The sequence below is a fragment of the Parabacteroides goldsteinii genome (assembly GCF_020091425.1).
GTDB lineage: Bacteria > Bacteroidota > Bacteroidia > Bacteroidales > Tannerellaceae > Parabacteroides > Parabacteroides goldsteinii.
In genome coordinates this window covers 1,124,718-1,146,564 of sequence record NZ_CP081906.1, presented here as the reverse complement: position 1 = coordinate 1,146,564, position 21,847 = coordinate 1,124,718, and the positions used below count along the sequence as shown (strand labels likewise).

Annotated in this window: 17 protein-coding genes; 8 read left to right on the top strand and 9 right to left on the bottom strand. The window is 45.8% G+C overall.

What is annotated here, in order from left to right; translation table 11 throughout:
- Nucleotides 1–18 precede the first annotated feature (18 nt).
- From K6V26_RS05685 to K6V26_RS05670, 4 genes are all read right to left on the bottom strand, one after another.
- A complete protein-coding gene (locus tag K6V26_RS05685) occupies nucleotides 19–2,676 on the bottom strand; it encodes a DUF5916 domain-containing protein (RefSeq protein ID WP_224264820.1) in 2,658 nt (885 codons plus the stop codon).
- An 8-nt stretch (nucleotides 2,677–2,684) separates the two neighbouring features.
- Nucleotides 2,685–3,422 (bottom strand): copper homeostasis protein CutC, encoded by a 738-nt coding sequence (locus K6V26_RS05680; RefSeq protein WP_224264819.1) that lies wholly within the window; start codon nucleotides 3,420–3,422, stop codon nucleotides 2,685–2,687.
- Nucleotides 3,423–3,441: 19 nt separating this feature from the next.
- Nucleotides 3,442–4,914, bottom strand: a complete 1,473-nt coding sequence (locus K6V26_RS05675) for a Fic family protein (RefSeq protein ID WP_010799870.1) — start codon at nucleotides 4,912–4,914, stop codon at nucleotides 3,442–3,444.
- A gap of 253 nt (nucleotides 4,915–5,167) precedes the next feature.
- Complete coding sequence (locus tag K6V26_RS05670; protein WP_224264818.1) at nucleotides 5,168–5,941, bottom strand: DNA-binding domain-containing protein; 774 nt, start codon at nucleotides 5,939–5,941, stop codon at nucleotides 5,168–5,170.
- A gap of 390 nt (nucleotides 5,942–6,331) precedes the next feature.
- Here K6V26_RS05670 and K6V26_RS05665 point away from each other — a divergent pair, with 390 nt between their 5' ends.
- The 6 genes from K6V26_RS05665 (at nucleotide 6,332) to thrC (ending at nucleotide 15,259) form a co-directional block, all read left to right on the top strand.
- A complete protein-coding gene (locus K6V26_RS05665; RefSeq protein WP_224264817.1) occupies nucleotides 6,332–7,252 on the top strand; it encodes a DMT family transporter in 921 nt (306 codons plus the stop codon).
- Nucleotides 7,253–7,385: 133 nt separating this feature from the next.
- On the top strand, nucleotides 7,386–8,363 hold the full coding sequence (locus K6V26_RS05660; protein ID WP_224264816.1) for an HlyD family secretion protein: 978 nt from the start codon (nucleotides 7,386–7,388) through the stop codon (nucleotides 8,361–8,363).
- Nucleotides 8,363–9,925 carry a DHA2 family efflux MFS transporter permease subunit gene (locus K6V26_RS05655; RefSeq protein WP_007652898.1) on the top strand — a complete coding sequence of 521 codons (1,563 nt, stop codon included), beginning with the start codon at nucleotides 8,363–8,365 and terminating at the stop codon, nucleotides 9,923–9,925. The genes K6V26_RS05660 and K6V26_RS05655 overlap by 1 nt, the downstream gene beginning before the upstream one ends.
- A gap of 351 nt (nucleotides 9,926–10,276) precedes the next feature.
- A complete protein-coding gene (gene thrA, locus K6V26_RS05650; RefSeq protein ID WP_007652897.1) occupies nucleotides 10,277–12,718 on the top strand; it encodes a bifunctional aspartate kinase/homoserine dehydrogenase I in 2,442 nt (813 codons plus the stop codon).
- 28 nt (nucleotides 12,719–12,746) lie between these two features.
- Complete coding sequence (locus K6V26_RS05645) at nucleotides 12,747–13,949, top strand: cofactor-independent phosphoglycerate mutase (RefSeq protein ID WP_224264815.1); 1,203 nt, start codon at nucleotides 12,747–12,749, stop codon at nucleotides 13,947–13,949.
- Nucleotides 13,946–15,259 carry a threonine synthase gene (thrC, locus tag K6V26_RS05640; RefSeq protein WP_007652894.1) on the top strand — a complete coding sequence of 438 codons (1,314 nt, stop codon included), beginning with the start codon at nucleotides 13,946–13,948 and terminating at the stop codon, nucleotides 15,257–15,259. Before K6V26_RS05645 ends, thrC begins: the two co-directional genes overlap by 4 nt.
- A 166-nt stretch (nucleotides 15,260–15,425) precedes the next feature.
- On the opposite strand, the gene K6V26_RS05635 is transcribed toward thrC, so the two are convergent.
- Nucleotides 15,426–15,794: a DUF488 domain-containing protein gene (locus tag K6V26_RS05635; protein WP_007652892.1), complete on the bottom strand. Its 369-nt coding sequence runs from the start codon at nucleotides 15,792–15,794 to the stop codon at nucleotides 15,426–15,428.
- 144 nt (nucleotides 15,795–15,938) lie between these two features.
- Here K6V26_RS05635 and K6V26_RS05630 point away from each other — a divergent pair, with 144 nt between their 5' ends.
- On the top strand, nucleotides 15,939–16,352 hold the full coding sequence (locus tag K6V26_RS05630) for a DUF5856 family protein (RefSeq protein WP_007652890.1): 414 nt from the start codon (nucleotides 15,939–15,941) through the stop codon (nucleotides 16,350–16,352).
- A gap of 135 nt (nucleotides 16,353–16,487) precedes the next feature.
- The gene (locus K6V26_RS05625) at nucleotides 16,488–17,801 is read left to right on the top strand and encodes a MutS-related protein (RefSeq protein ID WP_224264814.1); all 1,314 of its coding nucleotides are present in this window, start codon (nucleotides 16,488–16,490) and stop codon (nucleotides 17,799–17,801) included.
- Here K6V26_RS05625 and K6V26_RS05620 read toward each other — a convergent pair.
- From K6V26_RS05620 to pepT, 4 genes are all read right to left on the bottom strand, one after another.
- Nucleotides 17,798–18,235, bottom strand: a complete 438-nt coding sequence (locus K6V26_RS05620) for a DUF695 domain-containing protein (RefSeq protein WP_046146749.1) — start codon at nucleotides 18,233–18,235, stop codon at nucleotides 17,798–17,800. The genes K6V26_RS05625 and K6V26_RS05620 overlap by 4 nt on opposite strands.
- 19 nt (nucleotides 18,236–18,254) lie before the next feature.
- Nucleotides 18,255–19,208, bottom strand: coding sequence for a hypothetical protein (locus K6V26_RS05615; protein ID WP_007652882.1), 954 nt, complete (start codon nucleotides 19,206–19,208; stop codon nucleotides 18,255–18,257).
- Nucleotides 19,209–19,301: 93 nt separating this feature from the next.
- The gene (gcvT, locus tag K6V26_RS05610; protein ID WP_010799876.1) at nucleotides 19,302–20,387 is read right to left on the bottom strand and encodes a glycine cleavage system aminomethyltransferase GcvT; all 1,086 of its coding nucleotides are present in this window, start codon (nucleotides 20,385–20,387) and stop codon (nucleotides 19,302–19,304) included.
- A 13-nt stretch (nucleotides 20,388–20,400) separates the two neighbouring features.
- Complete coding sequence (pepT, locus tag K6V26_RS05605) at nucleotides 20,401–21,621, bottom strand: peptidase T (protein WP_048315901.1); 1,221 nt, start codon at nucleotides 21,619–21,621, stop codon at nucleotides 20,401–20,403.
- Between the last annotated feature and the right edge of the window lie 226 nt (nucleotides 21,622–21,847).

Genomic DNA, 21,847 nt, shown 5'->3' with positions numbered 1-21,847 from the left:
ATGGCAGAAGTAATCCGGTTACAAATTGAACCAGTAATTCATCTTCAGCATAAAAGTATTCGTTGCCGGAAGGCCGAACATACGGTCCAGGTTATTCCCCCAGCCTGTCACCCGGTGGTTGTCCTGGTTGGACATGCGATGTTCCCAGACAAAATAGATCGTAGAACCCGGCAAATATTCCCAACGGGCCACCAGGTTGGAACGGAACTCATTAAAACTAAAGTCCGGATTCCTGAAGGATGCTTCCCGTCCCCCACTTTTTAGATGATAGCTTCCGTCCGAATAACCGATTTCATCTCCGGAAAAGACATGGAAACGTTTGTCATATGTACGGGATTCCGTATCCGCGGCCTCTTTAAAATCAGAGAACTTCGCGGTCGAGGTAAACGGGGAACCATAGAACTGTATGGAGATATCCGGAGTGAGATTGACCTGCAAACGCATTGTCAGGCCATACGTTTTCTGGTCCATGTGCCCCATCAGATAGATAAGCGAAGGGTCTGTCTGGGCGGGAGATGCCGATGCCGTTAATGTTCCGACATACTGCATATTGTCCGTATTCCAGGCATAATCCACCTGCCCAGACAAATACACATGATTTCCCAAACGGAAAGTCAGGCTGGGCGACAATGTATTAAAACGGTTATACCCGTCCAGATTATGATTTCCTTCATATTTCAACATGAACATCATCCGCTTTGCCTTATCCGTATTCACTTTAACCGAAGTCTGGAAATAAGGATTCAACCGCATATCCCAGCCTCCGCGAAGCAAACGGCTATCCAACCGGTTCCAGACGAAAGTTTCCTTCATATCCATTTCATAACGGCTCATTGTCATACTCTGCCAGCGAAGAGCGACATCGTTGCTGAAAGGAGTTCCCCCATAATCCCACTGGTTTTTCTGGGTAAGCGTAAAGGCATTATAACGGAATAACTTCCAGATATCCGTTTGGCGGTACACCACTTCCGTTTCATTCGTCCGGTTATCCGCTTCTTTCATATACCCCATGTCATTCAAGTCGAAACCGGGAGACGACCAGCTAAAAGTTTCCGAGAAAGCCCACTTGGCATTTCCCTTCCGTCCGACTTTCACATAACCACCGGTTCCGTTCAGAGAACGACGATCAGGGTCCACTCCCAGATAACCGGATGCCGATGCACGCTGATAATAATGAACCGGACTGGTTTGCCGGACAACTATCGCCTCTTTGCTTCCGTTCAGGGAACTGACCATTCCCTTTACATCTATATAATAAAGACGGTTCTTGAAATACTGGGTAAAATCTATTCCTGCCGTAAAAGCGTTACGAACCATAAAATCTTCCAGATAAGGCTGGTCCAATGCCCGGTTGACGGATGTGACCATTCCTCCAAGCAGGCTATTTCCTTTCCAGTTTTTCTGTACGCGGGCTACTGTATAATTTGTCAGCGGCTCCACGACTTCAACATCTTCAACCCCGTTACGGGTCACGTTGGCGGAAGAACGAGCCGTTACGCTCTGCACCACGCCTACTGTCACTCCGCGTCTGTTTGTCCCGGTCAGCTTCAGGGCACCGATGATAGGAACATTGTCTTTGCTGTCTGCAAAACTGTTGATATTGTCGATTCCCTGTGGAGTATATGAGGGAGCGGCACCGATACGACGGGTATAAAACATCATGTCACTGCCATTGGCAAAATCAAGGATATGTTTTCCCTCCAGGAAGAAAGGACGTTTCTCGTCATAAAATGTTTCGTAAGCCGTAAGATTCATTACCGAAGGGTCCAGCTCCACCTGACCGTAGTCCGGATTGACCGTCAGGTCCAGCGTAAAATCCGAAAGGGCGAACTTCGCATCCAGGCCGACATTTCCACCCCAGCTATGTCCTTTCTGATAAGGACTTCCGGCAACCTTCGGTTCATTCCGGTATTTTCCCATCACATACGGAAGAAATTCAATGCCACGAGGTTTCGGCAAATCGTCCATCCCGTGCATCTCTCCGAAAGAAAAGACATGTCCGTTATTCTTCAGAGGAATCATGCTCCAGTTCTGAACCTCATTATTCTGACGTCTGATACGGCGGACATGAAGTCCCCAGATGCCATCACCGGAATGCTGGTTATATCGTAATTGGCTGAACGGGATACGCAATTCCGCCGTCCAACAGGAATCGGCCATGTCGATATAGGTCTTTCCTTCCCATACGGCATTCCAGCTTAAATTGACATTCAGCTTATCGGTCACGACCAGGTCAGTCTTGTTTCCCCCCAGATTGATATTAAACTCCGGAGCGGCCCGGTAATCATGATACGTATCAAAGGCAACACTGATAAGGTCGCCCATGCTGTTATCGTCGCGGTTGCCGATAAAGCGGTTCATCTTTTCCGGATGGCTTTCCTTACAATAGACACCGACATAGATATACTTATTGTCATAGAATAGTTTCACACGGGTAGGCGCATCCGGCATTTGCCGTTCATAAGGAATAATCTGAACAAAACGGTCGGACCACTCGCCCTGCTTCGTCCAGAAATCTTCATCCAGGCGCCCATCCATAACCGGCTTCGCCCCTGTCACTTTCGTTATATTATAAACACGTTTGTATGCCGCTTCAAAAGGGACAATAGAATCTTGTTGCGCCTTACCCAGGGCACAAGACAACAACAAGGCAACAAAGGACAATCGGTATTTCATCTCATCAGTTACAAATAAGCAGCCACTTTATTCCGGTCGGTTTCTACCGTTTCAAACTCCGAAGAGACAATACTGCTTCCCATCGGCACATTTTCATTCCGGTACTCCATTTTACTGTAAACGATGCTACGGGCGGAAGTATGAAACTCCTTCGCTCCTGTTTCCGCTTCGAGTTTCGCGATATTGCTTTCACGGACACCGCATCCCGGCATGATAATGATGCGTCCGTCAGCACGCCTCACCAATTCGGCAATCAGAGGAATACCTTTAACGGCATCCGATTGCTGGCCGGAAGTCAGGATACGGTCGCATCCGAGTTCAATCAGTTGTTCCAGTGCCGCAAACGGGTCACGGCAGACATCAAATGCCCGGTGGCAGGTTACCGACAACGGTTTGGCAGCCTCCATCAGTCTGCGCATCAACGGAACATCCATATCTCCCTCTTTAGTGAGGCATCCGAAAACGACGCCGTGTACTTTCAGTTGTTTACATAATTCAATATCCAGCAGCATAGCATCTATCTCCGCCGGAGTATACAGAAAATCGCCGCCACGCGGACGGATAATGACATTTATATCAATGGTAGAAGTCAATGCCTGCGCTGTTTTAATCTCACCATAACTGGGAGTCGTTCCCCCTTCAGGGATACCGGCACAAAGTTCCACACGCTTAGCTCCTCCGGCTTCGGCCTCTACACAACTTTGTGCCGAGTTGGCACATATCTCGATTATACGGGTTGGTTTCATATCTATTTCTCTATGTTTGTTATTTTACTAATAATTTACCTTTCTCTGTAAGCCGATATTTCTGTGTCGGGCTATTCGGACTATCCGGTTGTGTCATTTCAATAACGCCTAATTCTAGTGCCTTTCGAATATATTCGGTTTTAAAGTGAGCTTTATTTTTTAAATTAAGAATATTCATCAGTTCCGTTCTAGACATTTCACCTTGAAACACTCCTAACAGTTCTTCCACAGGCATAGTTAGTGGTACGGTTACTGGTACGGTTACTGGTATGGTTACCTGTTCGGTCGTTTCCGAATTTGCAGCCTTACATTCATTAACTACAACTTCAAACACTGTTAATTTATTTACATCAAACTGTGCTTGCGGACTGCCATTATCCAATAACATACGCTGTACACGATCTATTCCACGATTAAACTTATTGACATACCCCATTACTTTCATTGCTTCAGAAATAATCGGATTACGATAGTCATTTACCGTCGGAAAGTTTTCCGGGCGCGCCTTGCCATACAAGCCTCCTGGGTTCATTATTTCAATCCTATCATTATACTGGTATAATCTCACCGGCATATTCGTTTGAAAGTCCCGGTGCATCAGAGCATTCATCATCAATTCACGAATAGCCCAGTAAGGATAGTTCGACACCATTTTCTCCCTAAGTACAGACACCGGAACCGGACGCTTCTTTACTATGGAGTATTCAATAAAAACATCCAACTGCGGCAACAACTCGGCAAAACATTTATTGAAAGCTCGTTCATCCTCTATTTCAGCCGCTTTATCCAGTCCTTTAAACTTGACAAATTGAATATAATCACCCGGCAAAAAACGTTTCGGAGTTTTACCAAACAATACGATAGCCGCATAGGTCGGACAATCATGTTCTATATCATAGAGGCATAAAGAAGCCATCTGCTCTTTAATATCTCTTGTGTCTGAAGCCAGAATTTCTGCATCTATGGCTTTGGGAAGATAGTCTTGCTTTATTTTATCAACAAGAATATCCTCTATGGAAGCCTGAATACAAGGTGTAATATCAAAAGTCGCCATATTGGCAGTACGTCTTTCTGTCAATATACGTTCCTCGGCTTCAGAGGCTATATCTTTCCGGGGGCCGATCCTGATAAATGTCCTGCCACGGTATCTGACAGGCGGAAAAAAAGAAGGCTGCACTTCAGCGACCAACAAGTCGCCTCCGGGAAATTCGAAACGATCTACATTCATCACAGGCAACGGTAATATATTTCCATCAGAACGAATAGCAGCAATCTTCTTTAATAAAGCATCGTCTACTTTGAGCCCTGATAAAGAACCATCATCATTCGCTCCAAGAATGAGATAACCATTTTGCCTGGAATCAGGGATATCATTGGAGAAAGCGCAAATAGCTTCGCAGAATTTATCCATATTGTTTGTTGACACAGTCCGCTCCACCCGAAAAGTTTCGGTACTCATCAACAATTGTTGCAATTCTTCTTTAGTAATCATATTCCTCTTTGATTTCAGAATCTTTTTTAAGTCTCACAAAATTATAAAATAATACGGCATCACCAAACCCTACTGTGCGCTTGTTACCTCTTTGGTTTCGCCTGCGGGAGTTGCTTTTTTTCACAAGGTCGTTGTGACGCCTTGCACAACGCCCTTTTGACGCCCGTCACAACGATCTTGTGACGTACAGCACAAAGGCCTTGTGACGGGCGCCACAAAGCCTTTGTGCAAATTTTCTCATAAAGAGAGGACGCTATTCTATTTCGGGCCTGTCGCCGCCTCCCCCGTCGCCGGAAGTAGTAAGCGGGCGTTCGAATTCGATGGTACGGGGTTCTTTCAGCAGGCCGGTACCCGTAGTGTACTGTGTCACAATGCGCAACGTATATTGCGTGCCTTTCGACAGGGTGGCGGGAACCTGTATCTGTACGAATTTCGGATCGTTGCGGCGCAGGCGTCCGGTGGCCTGTGTAACGGCGCCGGAAACGTCGATAAAGAAAACGCCTACTCCTTCCGCATCACCGGCTATGCGAACTTTATCTCCTTCGATATCGATCGTGTCGCCGATAGTGATCGTGCTGTCTACTGCGCCTGTCGCACCGTCGGTAACGCGGTTGATACCGGCTCCGCTGTCTTTTACGCCCAGCACTTCGACGCCGACTTTTGTCAACGCTTCGCGCATCTGGCTGGAAAGCGTTATGTCGAGCGTTATTTTATGGCGGGCCGGGTCGAACTGGTCTTTTGCCGTGATCCAGCTGCCAGCGACGCGGGGAGTGAACTGGCAGGTTTCGGTCAGTACGCTGTAGCCTTGCTGTACCTTTTCGCGGATAATACGGTCGTGTTGATTGATGATCGACAACATGGTGTCGAATTTGATTTCACTGCCTTCCACAACGATGGCACGGGCGATGTCTTCGTTGCGAAAGGTGTTTTTCATGGTGGAAACTTCGGCTGTATAGTCGTTATCCACATCTTTGGTAAGAAGATTGAGCCGTAGCCAGATCTTCCAGAAAAATTCGTAAACTGCCATTCTGATTTAAGTTTAAATATTAATAATAGTATGCTACTGCTAAAAAACAGTCAGCAGAAACAAAGATATTCAAATCTTCGGTTCCGCTGCTATGTATTGCCGTTTATTTTACTTGGCAGGGAGGTCTTTGATGCAACGGGCACCATATTTGGATTGCGGGCAACCTGTTTCCATGGCCGGCTGCGGTGTACTGTAACTTGTGGTATTTGCATTATCCGGCCAACCCTATTGTTTTACTTATGTATTCCCGGTTTTATCAATTTCCTTGATAAGATAAAAAAACATATAGCCACATAATTTAAAAACTGGCTTGTTTTACATATGTATGTCCAATAATAATGGCTGTGTAAGTATTATGATTACATTTGCGTTCAGTAAAGCAGCAAGACGATGAACTCAGAAAAACTAAAGGGCCATATACTGATTTTGATAACAAATATATTGTTTGCTATCAATATGCCCATATCCAAATATCTGTTACCTTCCCATGTGCAACCCGAGGCGCTTACCATCATGCGGATGGGATCTGCCTGCCTGTTGTTTTGGTTAACTTCGTTATTTATCAAACGGGAAAAGGTGACGATAAAAGACCTGGGACTGCTTTTTATCTGCGCCATGTGCGGGGTAGGCATCAATCAGGGACTATTTATTGTAGGGTTGAACCGGACCTCGCCGGTAGATGCTTCCATCATCGCAACAGGCGTCCCTATCTTCGTCATGCTACTGGCAGCCGTTATCCTGAAAGAGCCGATCACCAAGATGAAAGCCTTCGGCGTATTGATGGGATGCACCGGGGGGATTTCTTTGATCTTGGCATCCACACATGCTACGGGGCAAGCCAGCAGTCTGGAAGGTAATCTGATGATCATCGTCAGTGCTTTCGTATATTCCATCTACCTCGTTTTATCCAAACCGTTGAGTTTACGTTATTCAGCGGTAACGATGATGAAATGGATGTTTCTTTTTTCCACGTTGGTATTATTGCCTTTTACTTATCGACATGTTCTCGATACCCCTGCTTTCCAGCGGGAAACACTCAATATGCAAGAGCTTGGAGCCATCAGTTTCGTACTGATCGGTGCGACATTCATTCCTTATTTATTAATACCTATGTCGCTGAAACGCATCCGTCCGACAACGGTGAGCATGTATAATTATATACAACCGATTATCGCTTCACTGATTGCGGTCATGATCGGGCAAGACACATTCTCTTTACAAAAAGTATTATCGGCAGTCCTTGTTTTTACCGGGGTTTATCTGGTTACTCAAAGTAAGAGCCGGGCAGATTTGGAAAAGGAAAGCCGTTGAAAAAGCTTTTGTACAAACTTGTTAATCACCTTTATAGCCAGAACCTTTATATATTTTATTTGTTTTAAGCAGAAAAATATACGTCACAACTATGGATAGTGTAAGTACTTCTAACAAAACACCCAACAAAAGTATGATATGGCTTATTGCCATATTGGTTATCGCCGTCATTATCGCCTTTCTATGGTGGTGGAACTATCGCAAATATATTTCGACTGATGACGCCAACCTTGACAGTTACCGGGTAAGCGTCGCATCACAGGTCATGGGACCGATGGTCAGGCAATATGCCTGGGAAGGCGATACGGTCAAAGCCGGCATGCTCCTTGCCGAACTTGACAGCAGTGGTATCGTTGCAGAGTTACAGGAAACCATTGCCCGCCGTGAACAGACGATAGCCAACCTGAAACTGGAAAAAGAGAATCTCAACACTGCCATCAAGAACCTCCAACTGGCAGAAATCGCTTACCATCAGGCAGAAGTGAACTACCAACGCGACAAAAAACTATACAGCACCAATGCCGTTTCGCAGGAAACATTCCAGGATGCGGAAGACTCCTGGAAAAGTACAGGCATAAAAGTAGAAGTAGCCAAAGATCAGATCAAGGTCTCACGGGCACAGATCACATCCGGTGAAGCTGCAATCGCCTCAGCTGATGCAGCGATAGAATCCACCCGTGTTTCATTGGGATATTATCGCATCACAGCTCCGGTCGACGGCGTGATTGCCAAACGGTGGTCGCTTCCGGGTGACATGGTTCAGCCCGGGCAGACACTCTTTACAATCAATGAAGGGAAAGACCTTTGGGTAGCCGTTTATCTGGAGGAGACCAAGTTCCGGACGCTCCGCCTCGGACAGAAAGCCGATTTCACGCTGGACGCCTACCCCGGACTCACCTTTTCCGGAAAGATATTCTATATAGGTACAAACACAGCTTCGGAGTTTTCATTGATCCCTCCTAATAATGCTTCCGGCAATTATACCAAAGTTGCCCAGCGCATCCCGATAAAAGTCTCCGTCGACCAGGTAAAAAAAGGAAAAGAAAATACCCGGATGCCGAAACTGGTATCAGGCATGTCTGCAACCGTTAAGATTATCAAGAAGCAATAATGGGTAAGAACGGAAATACAAATGATAATGCCTACAAATGGCTGGTGTTGGGCAACATCATGATCGGGACATTTATGGCCGTGCTCGACTCCACCGTCGTGAACACCGGACTTCCGGCTATCATGGGGACGCTCGGTGCCAGTATCAACACTGCCGAATGGGTTCTGACAGGATATATGCTGGCTATTGCGAGCATCCTTCCCGCAGCCGCCTGGCTGTCCGACCGGTTCGGATACAAACGGATTTATTTCCTTTCTTTATTGGTATTTACTTTCGGTTCGTTCATGTGCGGAAACTCCACCTCGATCGAAGAACTTATTTTCTGGCGTGTAATCGAAGGCCTTGGATGCGGAGCAATCATGCCTGTCGGAATGGCGATTGTCAGCAATGTTTTTCCTCCGGAGCAGCGGGGAACGGCACTCGGTTTCTGGGCCATCGCTTCGGCAGCATCCGTCTCGTTCGGTCCTTCCATCGGCGGTTATCTGGTCGACAATCTGAACTGGAACTATATATTTTATGTAAATGTACCGGTCGGGGCTCTCGCTCTCTTTGTAACAGCCATCCTGCAAAAAGAATATAAGGCGGAGACAGTACAGCCTTTCGATATTCCGGGATTCATCACTTCCGGCATCTTCCTGCCTCTGTTCATGTACGGGTTATCGGAAGTCAATTCGTCTACCAACACACAAGGCTGGAACAGTCCTGTCGTATTAGGCTCGATGTGGATTTCCGCACTTATGTTCATACTCTTTATTTATATCGAACTGACGGTGAAGCATCCGTTAATCAACCTGCGTATATTCAAAGACCGCAATTTCACCCTGGCAAACGTGATGATGTTCATCTTCGGGGTCGGCATGTTCGGAAGCACTTTCCTGATCCCCCTTTATTTGCAGAACAATCTGGGATATTCAGCCCTCCAGGCCGGCATGTTCTTTATTCCCGTAGGAATCATCCAGGGATTTTGTTCTCCCACTGCCGGAGCATTGGGGCAGAAGATAAACCCTAAAATACTGATTGCAGGCGGACTGATCCTGATGGCACTCAGTTTCTATCTCAACATCTTCCTCTCCTTCCTGACCGAAAAATGGTATATCATGATGAGCCTCTATCTTCGCGGCATCGGCATGGGAATACTTTTCACCCCATTATTAACTTTATCATTAGCCCGTATCAGTGTCGTACAAATGGCACAAGCATCGAGTATCACCAATATCGTCCGCCAAATGGGCGGCAGTTTCGGTGTCGCCATCTTCAGCCATATGCTTACCCAACGCACCAGTTACCATACCCAACGCTACAGCGAAGCATTAAATTATACTGGTGAGATATATCACCAGACAATAGATAAACTGAGTTTCTTCGCCTTACAGACAACCGGCACCACCGAAGAGACAGCCAAATCACTCGCCGAACAGCTAATAATCAAACGTCTCGAACTAGAAGCATACATAGGCGGCATCAACGATGATTTCTATATCGCATTCATCGTCACCTTGCTTTGTCTGCTCCCGGTGTTCTGGTTACGGCAGGTGAAAAAGGGCAAAATAAATAAACAATAGTAATCATCATACCCTCTTTTCCTATCAACTTTCCACTATTTTATCACTTTCTACTGAAAAAATGCTTGCATTTGAAAAATAATGTGTAATATTGCCCCTGCAATAAGATATGAAAACTAGAAAAGTAAAAGAATGATTGCAGGTATAGCATATTATACATGGGCATTGATGACCCCTTGGGGGGTTAGAATTTACAAATAAACAAAAGCAGCGGCCACGTCCTGCATTGTTGCAATCATTTGTATTGCATCCTTTATGCCGGTTCTTTCCGGTTCTTTTTATCAATTAATTTAGTTACAAATATATTGTCAGTTGTCAACCGTCAGCTGTCAATTAAAATAATACATACCGATGAAAGTATTGAAATTCGGCGGAACATCCGTAGGTTCCGTGAATAGTATTTTGAGTGTTAAGAAGATAGTAGAGGCTATTGAAGAGCCTGTAATCGTTGTCGTATCTGCATTGGGCGGCATCACGGATAAGTTGCTGGCAACCTCATCCATGGCTGCCAAAGGGGATGTCGGATACGAAAGGGAGTTCTCCGAAATCATAACACGTCACCTGGATGTGATTCAGGGTGTTATCCCCGACAAGATGCAGCGCATCGAAGTGCAGAAAAAGGTCATGAGCCTGCTGGACGAACTGGGTAATATCTTCAAAGGTGTGTACCTTATCAACGACCTGTCTGCCAAGACTTCCGACACAATCGTCAGTTACGGCGAACGCATTTCTTCACTCATCGTGTCGAATGTCATCGAAGATGCCAAGCTGTTCGATTCCCGTAAGTTTATCAAAACGCTCAAGCAGTTCAACAAACATATCGTTGATTTCGAACAGACAAACCAGCTCATTAAAGAGACTTTCAACCCGCTACCTAAAGTATCGCTGGTTCCCGGCTTTATCTCTTCCAGTACGGAAAACGGAGAAGTAACGAACCTGGGACGTGGCGGTTCCGACTATACTGCCTCTATCCTGGCTACTGCGCTTGATGCCAACGTTTTGGAAATATGGACGGACGTAGACGGTTTCATGACTGCCGACCCGCGCGTCATCAGTTCAGCCTATGTAATCGACCGGCTGACGTTTACCGAAGCGATGGAGTTATGTAACTTCGGAGCCAAGGTCATCTATCCGCCGACAATTTATCCGGTATATCATAAGAATATTCCGATCCGTATCCTGAACACATTCAATCCGGAAGCGCCGGGTACTTATATTTCCAAGGAAAAGGTAAAAGAAGAAGGGAAAGCCATCATCAAAGGTATTTCCTCTATCAACGACACCTGCCTGATTACCGTTCAGGGACTGGGCATGGTTGGTGTGATCGGTGTAAACTACCGTATCTTTAAGACATTGGCAAAAAGCGGTATCAGCGTATTTATGGTATCACAGGCCAGTTCCGAAAACAATACGACTTTCGCTGTCCGCAATGCCGATGCCGACCTGGCCGTGCAGGTGCTGGATGAAGAGTTCGCATTGGAACGCGCCCAGGGTGATATGAACGATACGGTGGCCGAAAAAGACCTGGCAACAGTCGCCATCGTCGGTGAAAACATGAAACGTACGCCAGGTATTGCCGGTAAGCTGTTCGGTACGCTGGGCAGTGCCGGTATCAGCGTGATTGCCTGTGCACAAGGTGCTTCCGAAACAAACATATCATTTGTTATCAAGCACAAATATCTGCGCAAGGCACTGAACTCTATCCATGATTCATTTTTTCTGTCACAATATAAGGTGTTGAACCTGTTCATTGCAGGTGTCGGAACGGTAGGCGGTAACTTACTGGAACAAATCCGTATCCAGCAACCTAAACTGATGGAACAAAACGGCCTGAAACTAAATGTTGTCGGTATCGCCAACAGTAAACGTGCCCTTTTCCTGCGTGAAGGACTAAACCTGGAAAACTGTATCGACGAACTGAAAAAGAACGGCGAAGAGAGTTCTCCCGAACATCTGAAAGAAGAGATTCTGAAAATGAATATCTTCAACTCCGTATTTGTGGATTGTACGGCAACCCCGGCTGTCTCCGACCTGTATGAAACGCTGCTCAACAACAACGTTTCAGTGGTAGCCGCCAATAAAGTAGCCGCCTCGTCCTCTTACAGCAATTATATCAAACTGAAAGAAACGGCCCGCCACCGTGGCGTCAAGTTCCTGTTCGAAACGAACGTCGGAGCCGGACTGCCTATCATCAATACGATGAACGACCTGAGAAACAGTGGCGATCATATCCTGAAACTGGAAGCTGTTCTTTCCGGTACATTAAATTATATATTCAATACGCTCAGTGCCGATATACCTTTCAGCAAGGCAATCCTGATGGCAAAAGAGGAAGGTTACTCGGAACCCGACCCCCGCATCGACCTGAGTGGAAAAGACGTATTGCGTAAACTCGTCATCCTGGCACGTGAAGCCGGTTACAAAGTGGAGCAGGAAGATGTAAAACGCAACTTGTTCGTGCCGGATAAATATTTCGAAGGTTCGCTCGACGATTTCTGGTGCAAAGTGAAAGAACTGGATGCCGAATTTGAAAACAAACGCCAGCAACTGGAAGCCGAAGGCAAACGTTTCCGCTTCGTTGCCAAAATGGATAAAGGCGTTTGCGAAATCGGCCTGCAAACAGTCGACAGCCACCATCCGTTCTACGAACTGGAAGGCAGCAACAACATCATCATGATTTCCACCGAAAGATACCACGAGTATCCCATGATAATAAAAGGCTACGGAGCCGGAGCCGATGTAACGGCTGCTGGTGTATTCGCAGATATAATCTCTATAGCCAATATTCGGTAAAAAAAGGAATGAATTAAGTTAATACGAAATGAAAAGTATAATAATCCTAGGCGACGGCATGGCCGATGAACCCATTGAGGCACTTGGAGGTAAGACTCCCATGCAATATGCAGATACTCCTTATATGGATAAGCTGGCTGCATTGGGTGTTACCGGACAAATGAAAACGGTTGCCGACGGGTTCCATCCGGGCAGCGAAGTTGCCAACATGGCCGTATTAGGATACGACCTGCCGAAAGTATACGAAGGACGTGGCGTACTGGAAGCTGCAAGCATCGGTGTCACCCTTCAACCGGGTGAAATGGCGATGCGCTGCAACCTTATTTGTGTTGAAGGAGATATCCTGAAAAACCATTCGGCCGGCCATATATCCACCGAAGAAGCCGACGAGTTAATACAATTCCTCAACGAGAAATTAGGCTCCGACAAAGTAAAATTCTACACTGGTGTCTCCTACCGTCACCTTTTGGTTATCAAAGGAGGCGACAAACAGCTGGATTGCACGCCGCCCCACGATGTTCCCCTCCACCCCTTCCGCCCGCTGATGATCAAACCGGAAGTGCCGGAAGCACAAGAGACTGCCGACTTATTGAATGACTTGATTCTGAAATCCCAGGAAATATTGAAAGACCATCCCGTCAACCGCAAACGTATGGCAGCCGGAAAGGACTCGGCAAACAGTATCTGGCCCTGGTCGCCCGGTTATCGTCCTGCCATGCAGACCATGCAGGAGATGTACGGTTTCAATAAAGGGGCCGTTATTTCGGCCGTCGACCTGATTCGCGGCATCGGCGTTTATGCCGGTCTTGAAGTTATCAGCGTGGAAGGCGCCACCGGATTATATGATACCAACTACGAAGGCAAAGCGCATGCCGCCCTCGAAGCACTGAAAACAAATGATTTCGTCTACCTCCACGTCGAAGCCAGTGATGAAGCCGGACACGAAGGAGACGTAGACCTCAAAATAAAAACAATCGAATATCTGGATAAACGGGCCATTCGCATTATCTATGAAGAGTTGCAGACATGGGACGAACCGGTTGCCATTGCCGTACTTCCCGACCACCCGACTCCCTGTTCGATTCGTACACACACCAATACCCCCGTCCCCTTCCTGATCTACAAACCCGGACAGGAGCCTGATGCAGTGACCTGCTTCGACGAATTCAGTGTCCTGAACGGTAAATATGGAGTATTGGAAAAAGATGAATTTATAAAAGAATTATTATGAAATATTACAGCACAAACAAACAAGCTCCCCTCGCCACCCTGGAAGAAGCCGTAGTAAAAGGCCTTGCCGGTGACAAGGGATTGTATATGCCCGAACGTATCGTCCGTCTGGATGAGGGCACAATCAACAATATGAAAAATCAGTCTTTCCACGAAATAGCTTGTACGGTTGCACAGGCTTTTTTCGGTGAAGACATCGAAACGGAAACGTTGAATGAAATCGTAAAAGATACTTTATCGTTCGATACCCCTGTGGTAAACGTCTCTGAAAATATTTACAGCCTTGAACTTTTCCACGGTCCGACACTGGCCTTTAAGGATGTCGGCGGACGCTTCATGGCTCGCCTGCTGGGATATTTCATCCAAAAAGAAGGACTGAAACAGGTTAACGTACTGGTTGCCACTTCGGGAGATACGGGAAGTGCCGTTGCCAACGGTTTTCTAGGTGTACCGGGTATCCACGTGTATGTTCTTTATCCCAAGGGAAAAGTCAGTCCTATCCAGGAATGCCAGTTCACAACACTGGGACAGAATATCACCGCCCTTGAGATAGACGGGACTTTCGACGATTGCCAGGCGTTGGTAAAATCGGCTTTCATGGATGACGAACTGAACCGCCACATGAAACTGACATCAGCCAATTCCATCAACGTGGCCCGCTTCCTCCCGCAATCATTCTATTATTTCAATGCCTACGCACAACTGGATAAGCTCGGCAAAGCCGATAACCTGGTCATCTCCGTTCCCAGCGGGAACTTCGGAAATATCACCGCCGGTCTTTTTGCCAACTGGATGGGACTGCCCGTTAAACGCTTCATCGCTGCCAACAACCGCAACGACGTATTCCTTGAATATCTGAGAACAGGCGTTTACACCCCGCGTCCTTCCGTAGCCACGATAGCTAACGCGATGGATGTCGGCGACCCAAGCAACTTTGCCCGCATCATGGATTTATTCGATATCTACGGCGACAAACATCATGAAATATGCCAACACATCACCGGCTACCGTTTCACCGACGAAGAAATCGAATACACCATCAGATATGTATATGAAAACGATGGCTATCTACTTGACCCGCACGGTGCCTGCGGCTATCAGGCTTTGATACAATATGCACTCGAATCTGACGAAACCGGCCTCTTCCTTGAAACTGCCCATCCGGCGAAGTTCAAAGGAACCGTCGACCGTATCCTCGATGCAGACATTGAAATTCCGGCCAAGTTACAATCCTTTATGAAAGGGACGAAACAAAGTGTCGAACTCAGCAAAGACTTCAAAGCGTTCAAGGCTTACCTGATCACACAGTAATCATAGCCTATTCCGTCCGGTATAGAGATTGTCCCTAGCGGTAGGTACGTTGCGTCCCTATCCCTAGGGACAACCTGTACTTACCGCTAGGTATGATCTGTCCCTACTGGTAGGGAGCATCCCGATGTAGCACGCTTCCTACCCTCCGTACAGTACAGATGACACATTACCTATCGCCAACCATCAGTTCCCCCAGGTACTTTTTCAAAATAAGTGCATGATTATGGTCCGGACTCTTAGAAGCATATAGCAACGTGACGACCGGATATTGCCTGATCTTCTCCACAAATACCCTTGCTGCCTCCGAACCGTTCAGCTCTTTGCTATACAATGCGGCAAACTCATTCCACCTTTCATCGGGTGCCTGATGAAACCACTTTCGAAGTTCTGGAGAGGGAGTTACATCTTTTTCCCACAAATCGAAATGTGCCGCTTCCTTTTTCATACCTCTGGGCCATAGCCGATCCACAAAGACCCTGTAACCATCCGTTGGCTCCGGATCTTCATATATCCGTTTCAATTTTATCTGTGTCATAATTATTTATCCATATTCCATTTATAAACAGCTTTTATAACCTTATTGTTACCATAAATCATCTTCAAATATTTTCTAATATTCCCGTAAACTTTCCTGTTGCCTATGATGTTTATTAAGTACAAAACATAAATAAACAAAATTATGAGTACAACAGTAAAATCAGAACAAAAAGAAAAAGCGACCCGCACTTCCAATAAAGAGATCGCAACATTTATCGGAGAACTTTTCTCATTCAACAGTAGTCTCAAACTTTTTCACTGGAGCGTAACCGGAACCGGCAGTTATGCTAAACATATGGCATTAGATGAAGCCATCGCCTCCTTGCTGGACGTGATCGACAGAATCACCGAAACAACATTCGCCTTGGTAGGCGACCTCCAGATTGCCATCCCGGAAACCAAAACTCCGAAAGACATCGTAAAACATGCATCAGATTTCTACAACTACGTAGAAAAACACAGAGATTTGTTCCCTGAAGCATTCTCACAATCCATTATCGACGACTATCAGGAAGCAATCCAGCAATTGCTTTACAGATTAGTCAGATTGCAATAGCATTACCTGGTGATCTGCCAGTTATTTTTTAGAGTTTATATATTTACACGGAGGAGTTGTTTTCAAAGACAACTCCTTTTGTATTTTTTTACCCCGGAGTATCTTTAGTTTCATAAACAAAACTATCTTTGTCCAATGGGACAGACAGGAACAAAGAAACTCGAAACAGATATACAGACCCGTAATGACTTATGCGTTACGCAAAATCCCTACGGAGAATTTGATCTGACCGGTATTTATACCGAGACTCAGTCTAAAGGCGGCCGTAACGTACTCCAAAACTGGGTTACCCATCCTGTTAACAATATCCAAACACTCCACTACCGCATCGAATCCATTCGCGCCGGTGGAATACCCAGCTTCGAAATAGACGGGAACACCCTGGACTTCATCGAATATTACCTGAATTATAATGAGCCGTCCCCCACAACCGTATTAGGCGTCCTCTCCTACTACCAATGGTTAAAAAACAAATTGCAGAAAAATCCGTGGAACTATATTAAAAGCCGTGGATGCTTATATTTATGTGAATTGATCCGGGAATTACGCCAGATCTCATCTCCCATAGAAGAGTCCGCACAACCGGACATTATCAAACAAACGCTCCGGATGATACGTTCCTATGTGGACAGCAATGTTTTTGCTTCAATCCCGAACAGGGAAACCAGATTAACTTGTTACGAAATCGACCAGTTCGACTACATTTTCCGCAATAGGGGAAAAATCGCTGTACGAGGGATACTTGATATTGTATACGAATTGGACGCCTTTCGTTCCGCGCATCAAATAGCTAAAGAGAAAGGATTTTGTTACCCGGAATTACACTCCGGCGACACAGAGCTGGTCATACACAACTTTTTCCATCCGGCTTTGCCGCAAGCCGTACGTAATGACTGGCATTTGGAGGAAAAACATATCAATATTTTCACTGGTTCCAATATGGCTGGCAAATCGACGACTCTGAAAGCGTTATCGTCGGTTATTTGGTTGGCTCACGCCGGATTACCGGTACCGGCAACTTATATGCGTTGCCCGGTATACAAGGGTATTTTTACTTCCATCAATTTACCGGATTCTTTAAAAAGAGGAGAAAGCCATTTCTATGCGGAAGTATTACGTATCAAAAGCATACTGGAAAAAGTCAAGGAAGAAGATGCTTATTTCATCGTGTTCGACGAACTCTTCCGGGGAACAAATGCCCGCGATGCTTATGAGGCTTCGGTCATCGTTCTCAATCTGCTGAAAAAATATCCGCAAAGCAAATTCCTTATCTCCACCCATATCATAGAACTTGCGGAAGCCTTTTATACAGAAAAAACATGTCAGTTCAACTACATGGAATCTGAAATAAAAGACGACCGTTTCATTTGTAGCTATCGGTTGAAAGAAGGAATTTCCGAATCGCGCATCGGCAGCTGGTTAGTCAGAAAAGAGCTAAACACGCCTTAATCGAGTGCCCACTGCTTCATCTCATACATATCCAGATACTCTTCCCATTCGGGATCGACTTCCGTATAAATAGAAATAGGTAACAGATCGAACGGAGCGAGTGCCTCATTCAGACGTTCGCCGAAAACGCGGACTGTACGGGTGTAGAAAACCCATATCTTCTCTCCTGCCCCGGTATAAACAGCGGTAAGGATGGAGAGTTTATCTTTTTCCATGGCTTTGCGTAAAGTTTCCTGTACATTCTCCATCTGTTCGGCAAGTACGTCTATGGGCATTCCTTTCTCATCCCCTTCATATTTCCAGGTTATTTCAACACGTTCCTTGAATTTACCGGACTGGATAAATTCCGTCAGTTCATCGCGTCCGCTTACTGTTACCAAATGCCCGTCTTCGTCTTCCGACAAAGCTGTGAACCATTCATTACTTAATCTCATATATTTTATTCTTTGTTATTTACATTTTAGAATCATTTTTCCGTTTCTTCCACAGCTGCCAGCTATTAAATATATTCTGCCACAACACATAAGAACCCGGACCGACCGAAGAAACCGGGTCGAGATAAGTATAAGACATCCAGATGGCGAGCACCGTGTTCTTTTGTCCCAGGGCCTGACCGGCACTGATGCGGTCTTTATAAATAGTTCCGATCCGTTTTCCGAGAAAGAATTGAAGGGCGCAAGTGACAAAACCGGCCAATGCGATCAATATCTCGACCTCTACCGGAATCGTACTGTGGGCAAGCGATTTCACGGTCTGAGCCGTTACGATGGCCAGCGCCATCCCCCACATATAAAAAGCCAGGTCATGGAAACCTAACAAAAAATGATGTATCTTCGGAAGACAATACCGGAAGAACAATGCCAGAAAAAACGGGAAAAGCAACAACGGAAATACTTTACTCAAAATCTTCAGAAAAGCGGTGAAGAAAGTAACGTCCGTATGAGGCTCGACCAAAGGAAATATCAACGGCACAGCTACCGCCGCCAGAATATTCGATAACAGGGTATAAGTAGTCAGACTGGAAGCACTCCCGCCCAACTTACCCGTAATAACTGCCGCCGCTGTCGCCGTCGGACAGATCAGACAAACCATCGCTGCTTCAAAAACCTCCCGATAGGAACCTCCCATAGGTACAAAAATCAACAAAGCTGCCAGGGCACATGAAGAAACAATCTGAAACAGCAACAACCATCCGTGCCACGGAGACGGCATCAACTCCCGCCAATCCACTTTACAAAAAGTAAGTAATAACTGACCAAAGATCAATAAAGGAGTAAGATACGCAATAAGCGTGTTCATAAACGGTTTTGTCGGCTCCAGAAAGGTGAAGTTGGCAAACATCAAATAACCCAATACACCGGTCAGCATTGCAACAGGCAATGTCCAGTTCTTCAGAAAGTTCAACATGAGACCTATCTTTATATTTTCGGCGCAAAGATATATAAAAAAGCCCCATCCGGTAACGAATGAGGCTTCTTATTTACATATGCCTGTTTTTCATTATTTTCTGAACGGCGCTTTGACCACCTGTGCTTTTAGATTACGGTTACGTACTTTCACAAAGAATTCTGAACCGGCTTTTGCATATTCAGGCTTCACATATCCCATACCGATACCTTTCTTCAACACCGGCGACATCGTTCCGGATGTTACAACACCGATAACCTGATCCTCTGCATCCACAATTTCATAACCATGACGGGGAATACCCTTGTCTACCAATTCAAACGCACACAATTTACGGGTAACGCCTTCTTTCTTCTGGCGTTCCAGTTCTGCCCGGTTTGTAAATTCTTTCCCGTCCGCGAACTTAGTGATCCAACCCAGTCCGGCTTCGATCGGAGAAGTCGTATCATCCAGATCATTGCCATACAGGCAGAATCCCATTTCCAGACGAAGTGTGTCGCGGGCACCTAAACCAATCGGCTTGATACCTTCCGGCTTGCCGGCTTCAAAGATTGCATTCCAGATAGTCATTGCATCATCCGGATAGAAATACAATTCAAAACCACCCGCACCGGTATAGCCCGTATTGGAAATGATTACATTCTTACAACCGGCAAACTCTCCGGTCACAAAAGAATAATAAGGGATAGACGAAAGATCGACCGGAGTCAGGCGTTGCAACACTTCAGTTGCTTTCGGTCCCTGGATAGCCAGCTGGGCAGTACGGTCGGAAGAGTTTTCAAGCTCTGCCCCCACTGTGTTGTGACTGACACACCAATCCCAGTCTTTTGCAATATTTCCTGCATTTACGACCAACAGATATTTTTCCGGTTCATAGTGATAAACCAGCAGGTCATCCACAATACCACCTTTATCATTCGGGAAGCAAGTATATTGCGCCTTACCCAATGGCAAAACAGATGCATCATTGGAAGTGATACTCTGGATAAAAGCCAGCGCATTCGGGCCTTTTACCCAAAACTCTCCCATATGAGATACATCGAATACACCTACACCATTCACAACGGTCATGTGTTCATCGATTATGCCGGTATATTCGATCGGCATATTATAACCTGCAAATTCATGCATTTTTGCTCCCAATGCGATATGTACATCGGTAAACGGAGTCGTTTTCATGTTATTATTACGTTTAAGATTTTTGAGCCAGAAGCTCGGTTATTTTTATAATTGTTTGCATACTCTTTTCCAATGAGTTGACCGGAAGGAACTCATAACGTCCATGGAAATTCAACCCGCCGGCAAATATATTCGGGCAGGGCAATCCCATAAATGACAAACGGGCACCGTCCGTTCCGCCGCGAATCGGTTTAACCAGCGGTTTAACACCGACAGACTCCATGGCTTCAAAGGCCAGGTCTACGATATATTTCTTCGGTTCAACCACTTCACGCATATTATAATATTGGTCGCGAAGTTCCAGCGTCGTACTGCCCGGATGGATTTCGTTCATACGTTTTACCCACATCTTCAACTGTGCTTTCTTTTCTTCAAACAAAGTGCGCACATGGTCGCGGATGATATAGGACAAGGAGGCTTCCTCTACCGTACCCGACATATTGGTCAGATGATAGAAACCTTCGTACCCCTGCGTATGTTCCGGACGTTGTGAAGCCGGCAGCCACGAAGCGAACTCGATAGCCAGCAACGAAGCATTCAGCATCTTGTTCTTCGCATAACCCGGATGAACGTTCAAACCTTTAAAAGTTATTTTGGCAGCTGCCGCATTGAAGTTTTCATATTCCAGTTCGCCAATCTGCCCGCCGTCGATCGTATAAGCCCATTCACAACCGAATTTCTCCACGTCAAAATGGTTGGCCCCTTCCCCGATCTCCTCGTCCGGAGTAAAACCGATACGTATCTTGCCATGTTCGATTTCCGGGTGATCCTTCAGATATTTCATAGCAGCGATGATGGCTGCCACACCGCCTTTATCGTCGGCTCCCAGCAAGGTCTTACCGTTGGTTACAATAATATCCTGGTCTTTATAATCATTCAGTTCAGGAAACATCTGAGGAGAAAGAACTACATTCTCTTCGGCGCACAGGACGATATCTCCTCCTTTATAATTTACAATCCGTGGAGTCACATCTTTTCCCGACATATCCGGACTGGTATCCAGATGGGCGATAAAGCCGATAGCCGGAATCTTCTTATCGGTATTTGCCGGAAGTGTTGCCATCAGATAGCTGTTTTCATCCAGCGTGATGTCTTCCAGACCTATTTCTTCCAGTTCCTTTACCAATTCTTCTGCAAACACCCGCTGTCCCGGAGTACTTGGTGTCGTCCCGGTCTCTTCACTCGATTGTGTTTCAAACGTTACATACTTTAAAAATCTATCTAATACTGTCATAAGGTATACTTTTATATTTAAAGCATAAAAGTAGGTAAAGAGCGACGAATAACAAAATAATAAAGAGAAATAATTACCCAACGATTGTTTTGTAATTATTTCTCTTTTTATCTGGTTTGAACTATCTTGTCCCCGTGCTTGACACGGGGACGCAAGAGAACTGGCGGTATCAAAAGATATTATAGGATACGGTCTGTGCCTTTGCGATCCCGTGTCAAGCACGGGA

Bases quoted from the DNA above. Each gene is read 5' to 3' on its own strand.
- K6V26_RS05670 (WP_224264818.1), bottom strand. From the start codon at position 5,941: ATGGCAGTTTACGAATTTTTCTGGAAGATCTGGCTACGGCTCAATCTT.
- K6V26_RS05665 (WP_224264817.1), top strand. From the start codon at position 6,332: ATGAACTCAGAAAAACTAAAGGGCCATATACTGATTTTGATAACAAAT.
- gcvT (WP_010799876.1), bottom strand. From the start codon at position 20,387: ATGAAAACGACTCCGTTTACCGATGTACATATCGCATTGGGAGCAAAA.
- K6V26_RS05660 (WP_224264816.1), top strand. From the start codon at position 7,386: ATGATATGGCTTATTGCCATATTGGTTATCGCCGTCATTATCGCCTTT.
- thrC (WP_007652894.1), top strand. From the start codon at position 13,946: ATGAAATATTACAGCACAAACAAACAAGCTCCCCTCGCCACCCTGGAA.
- pepT (WP_048315901.1), bottom strand. From the start codon at position 21,621: ATGACAGTATTAGATAGATTTTTAAAGTATGTAACGTTTGAAACACAA.
- K6V26_RS05680 (WP_224264819.1), bottom strand. From the start codon at position 3,422: ATGAAACCAACCCGTATAATCGAGATATGTGCCAACTCGGCACAAAGT.
- K6V26_RS05655 (WP_007652898.1), top strand. From the start codon at position 8,363: ATGGGTAAGAACGGAAATACAAATGATAATGCCTACAAATGGCTGGTG.
- K6V26_RS05675 (WP_010799870.1), bottom strand. From the start codon at position 4,914: ATGATTACTAAAGAAGAATTGCAACAATTGTTGATGAGTACCGAAACT.
- K6V26_RS05685 (WP_224264820.1), bottom strand. From the start codon at position 2,676: ATGAAATACCGATTGTCCTTTGTTGCCTTGTTGTTGTCTTGTGCCCTG.
- thrA (WP_007652897.1), top strand. From the start codon at position 10,277: ATGAAAGTATTGAAATTCGGCGGAACATCCGTAGGTTCCGTGAATAGT.
- K6V26_RS05625 (WP_224264814.1), top strand. From the start codon at position 16,488: ATGGGACAGACAGGAACAAAGAAACTCGAAACAGATATACAGACCCGT.
- K6V26_RS05635 (WP_007652892.1), bottom strand. From the start codon at position 15,794: ATGACACAGATAAAATTGAAACGGATATATGAAGATCCGGAGCCAACG.
- K6V26_RS05615 (WP_007652882.1), bottom strand. From the start codon at position 19,208: ATGTTGAACTTTCTGAAGAACTGGACATTGCCTGTTGCAATGCTGACC.
- K6V26_RS05630 (WP_007652890.1), top strand. From the start codon at position 15,939: ATGAGTACAACAGTAAAATCAGAACAAAAAGAAAAAGCGACCCGCACT.
- K6V26_RS05620 (WP_046146749.1), bottom strand. From the start codon at position 18,235: ATGAGATTAAGTAATGAATGGTTCACAGCTTTGTCGGAAGACGAAGAC.
- K6V26_RS05645 (WP_224264815.1), top strand. From the start codon at position 12,747: ATGAAAAGTATAATAATCCTAGGCGACGGCATGGCCGATGAACCCATT.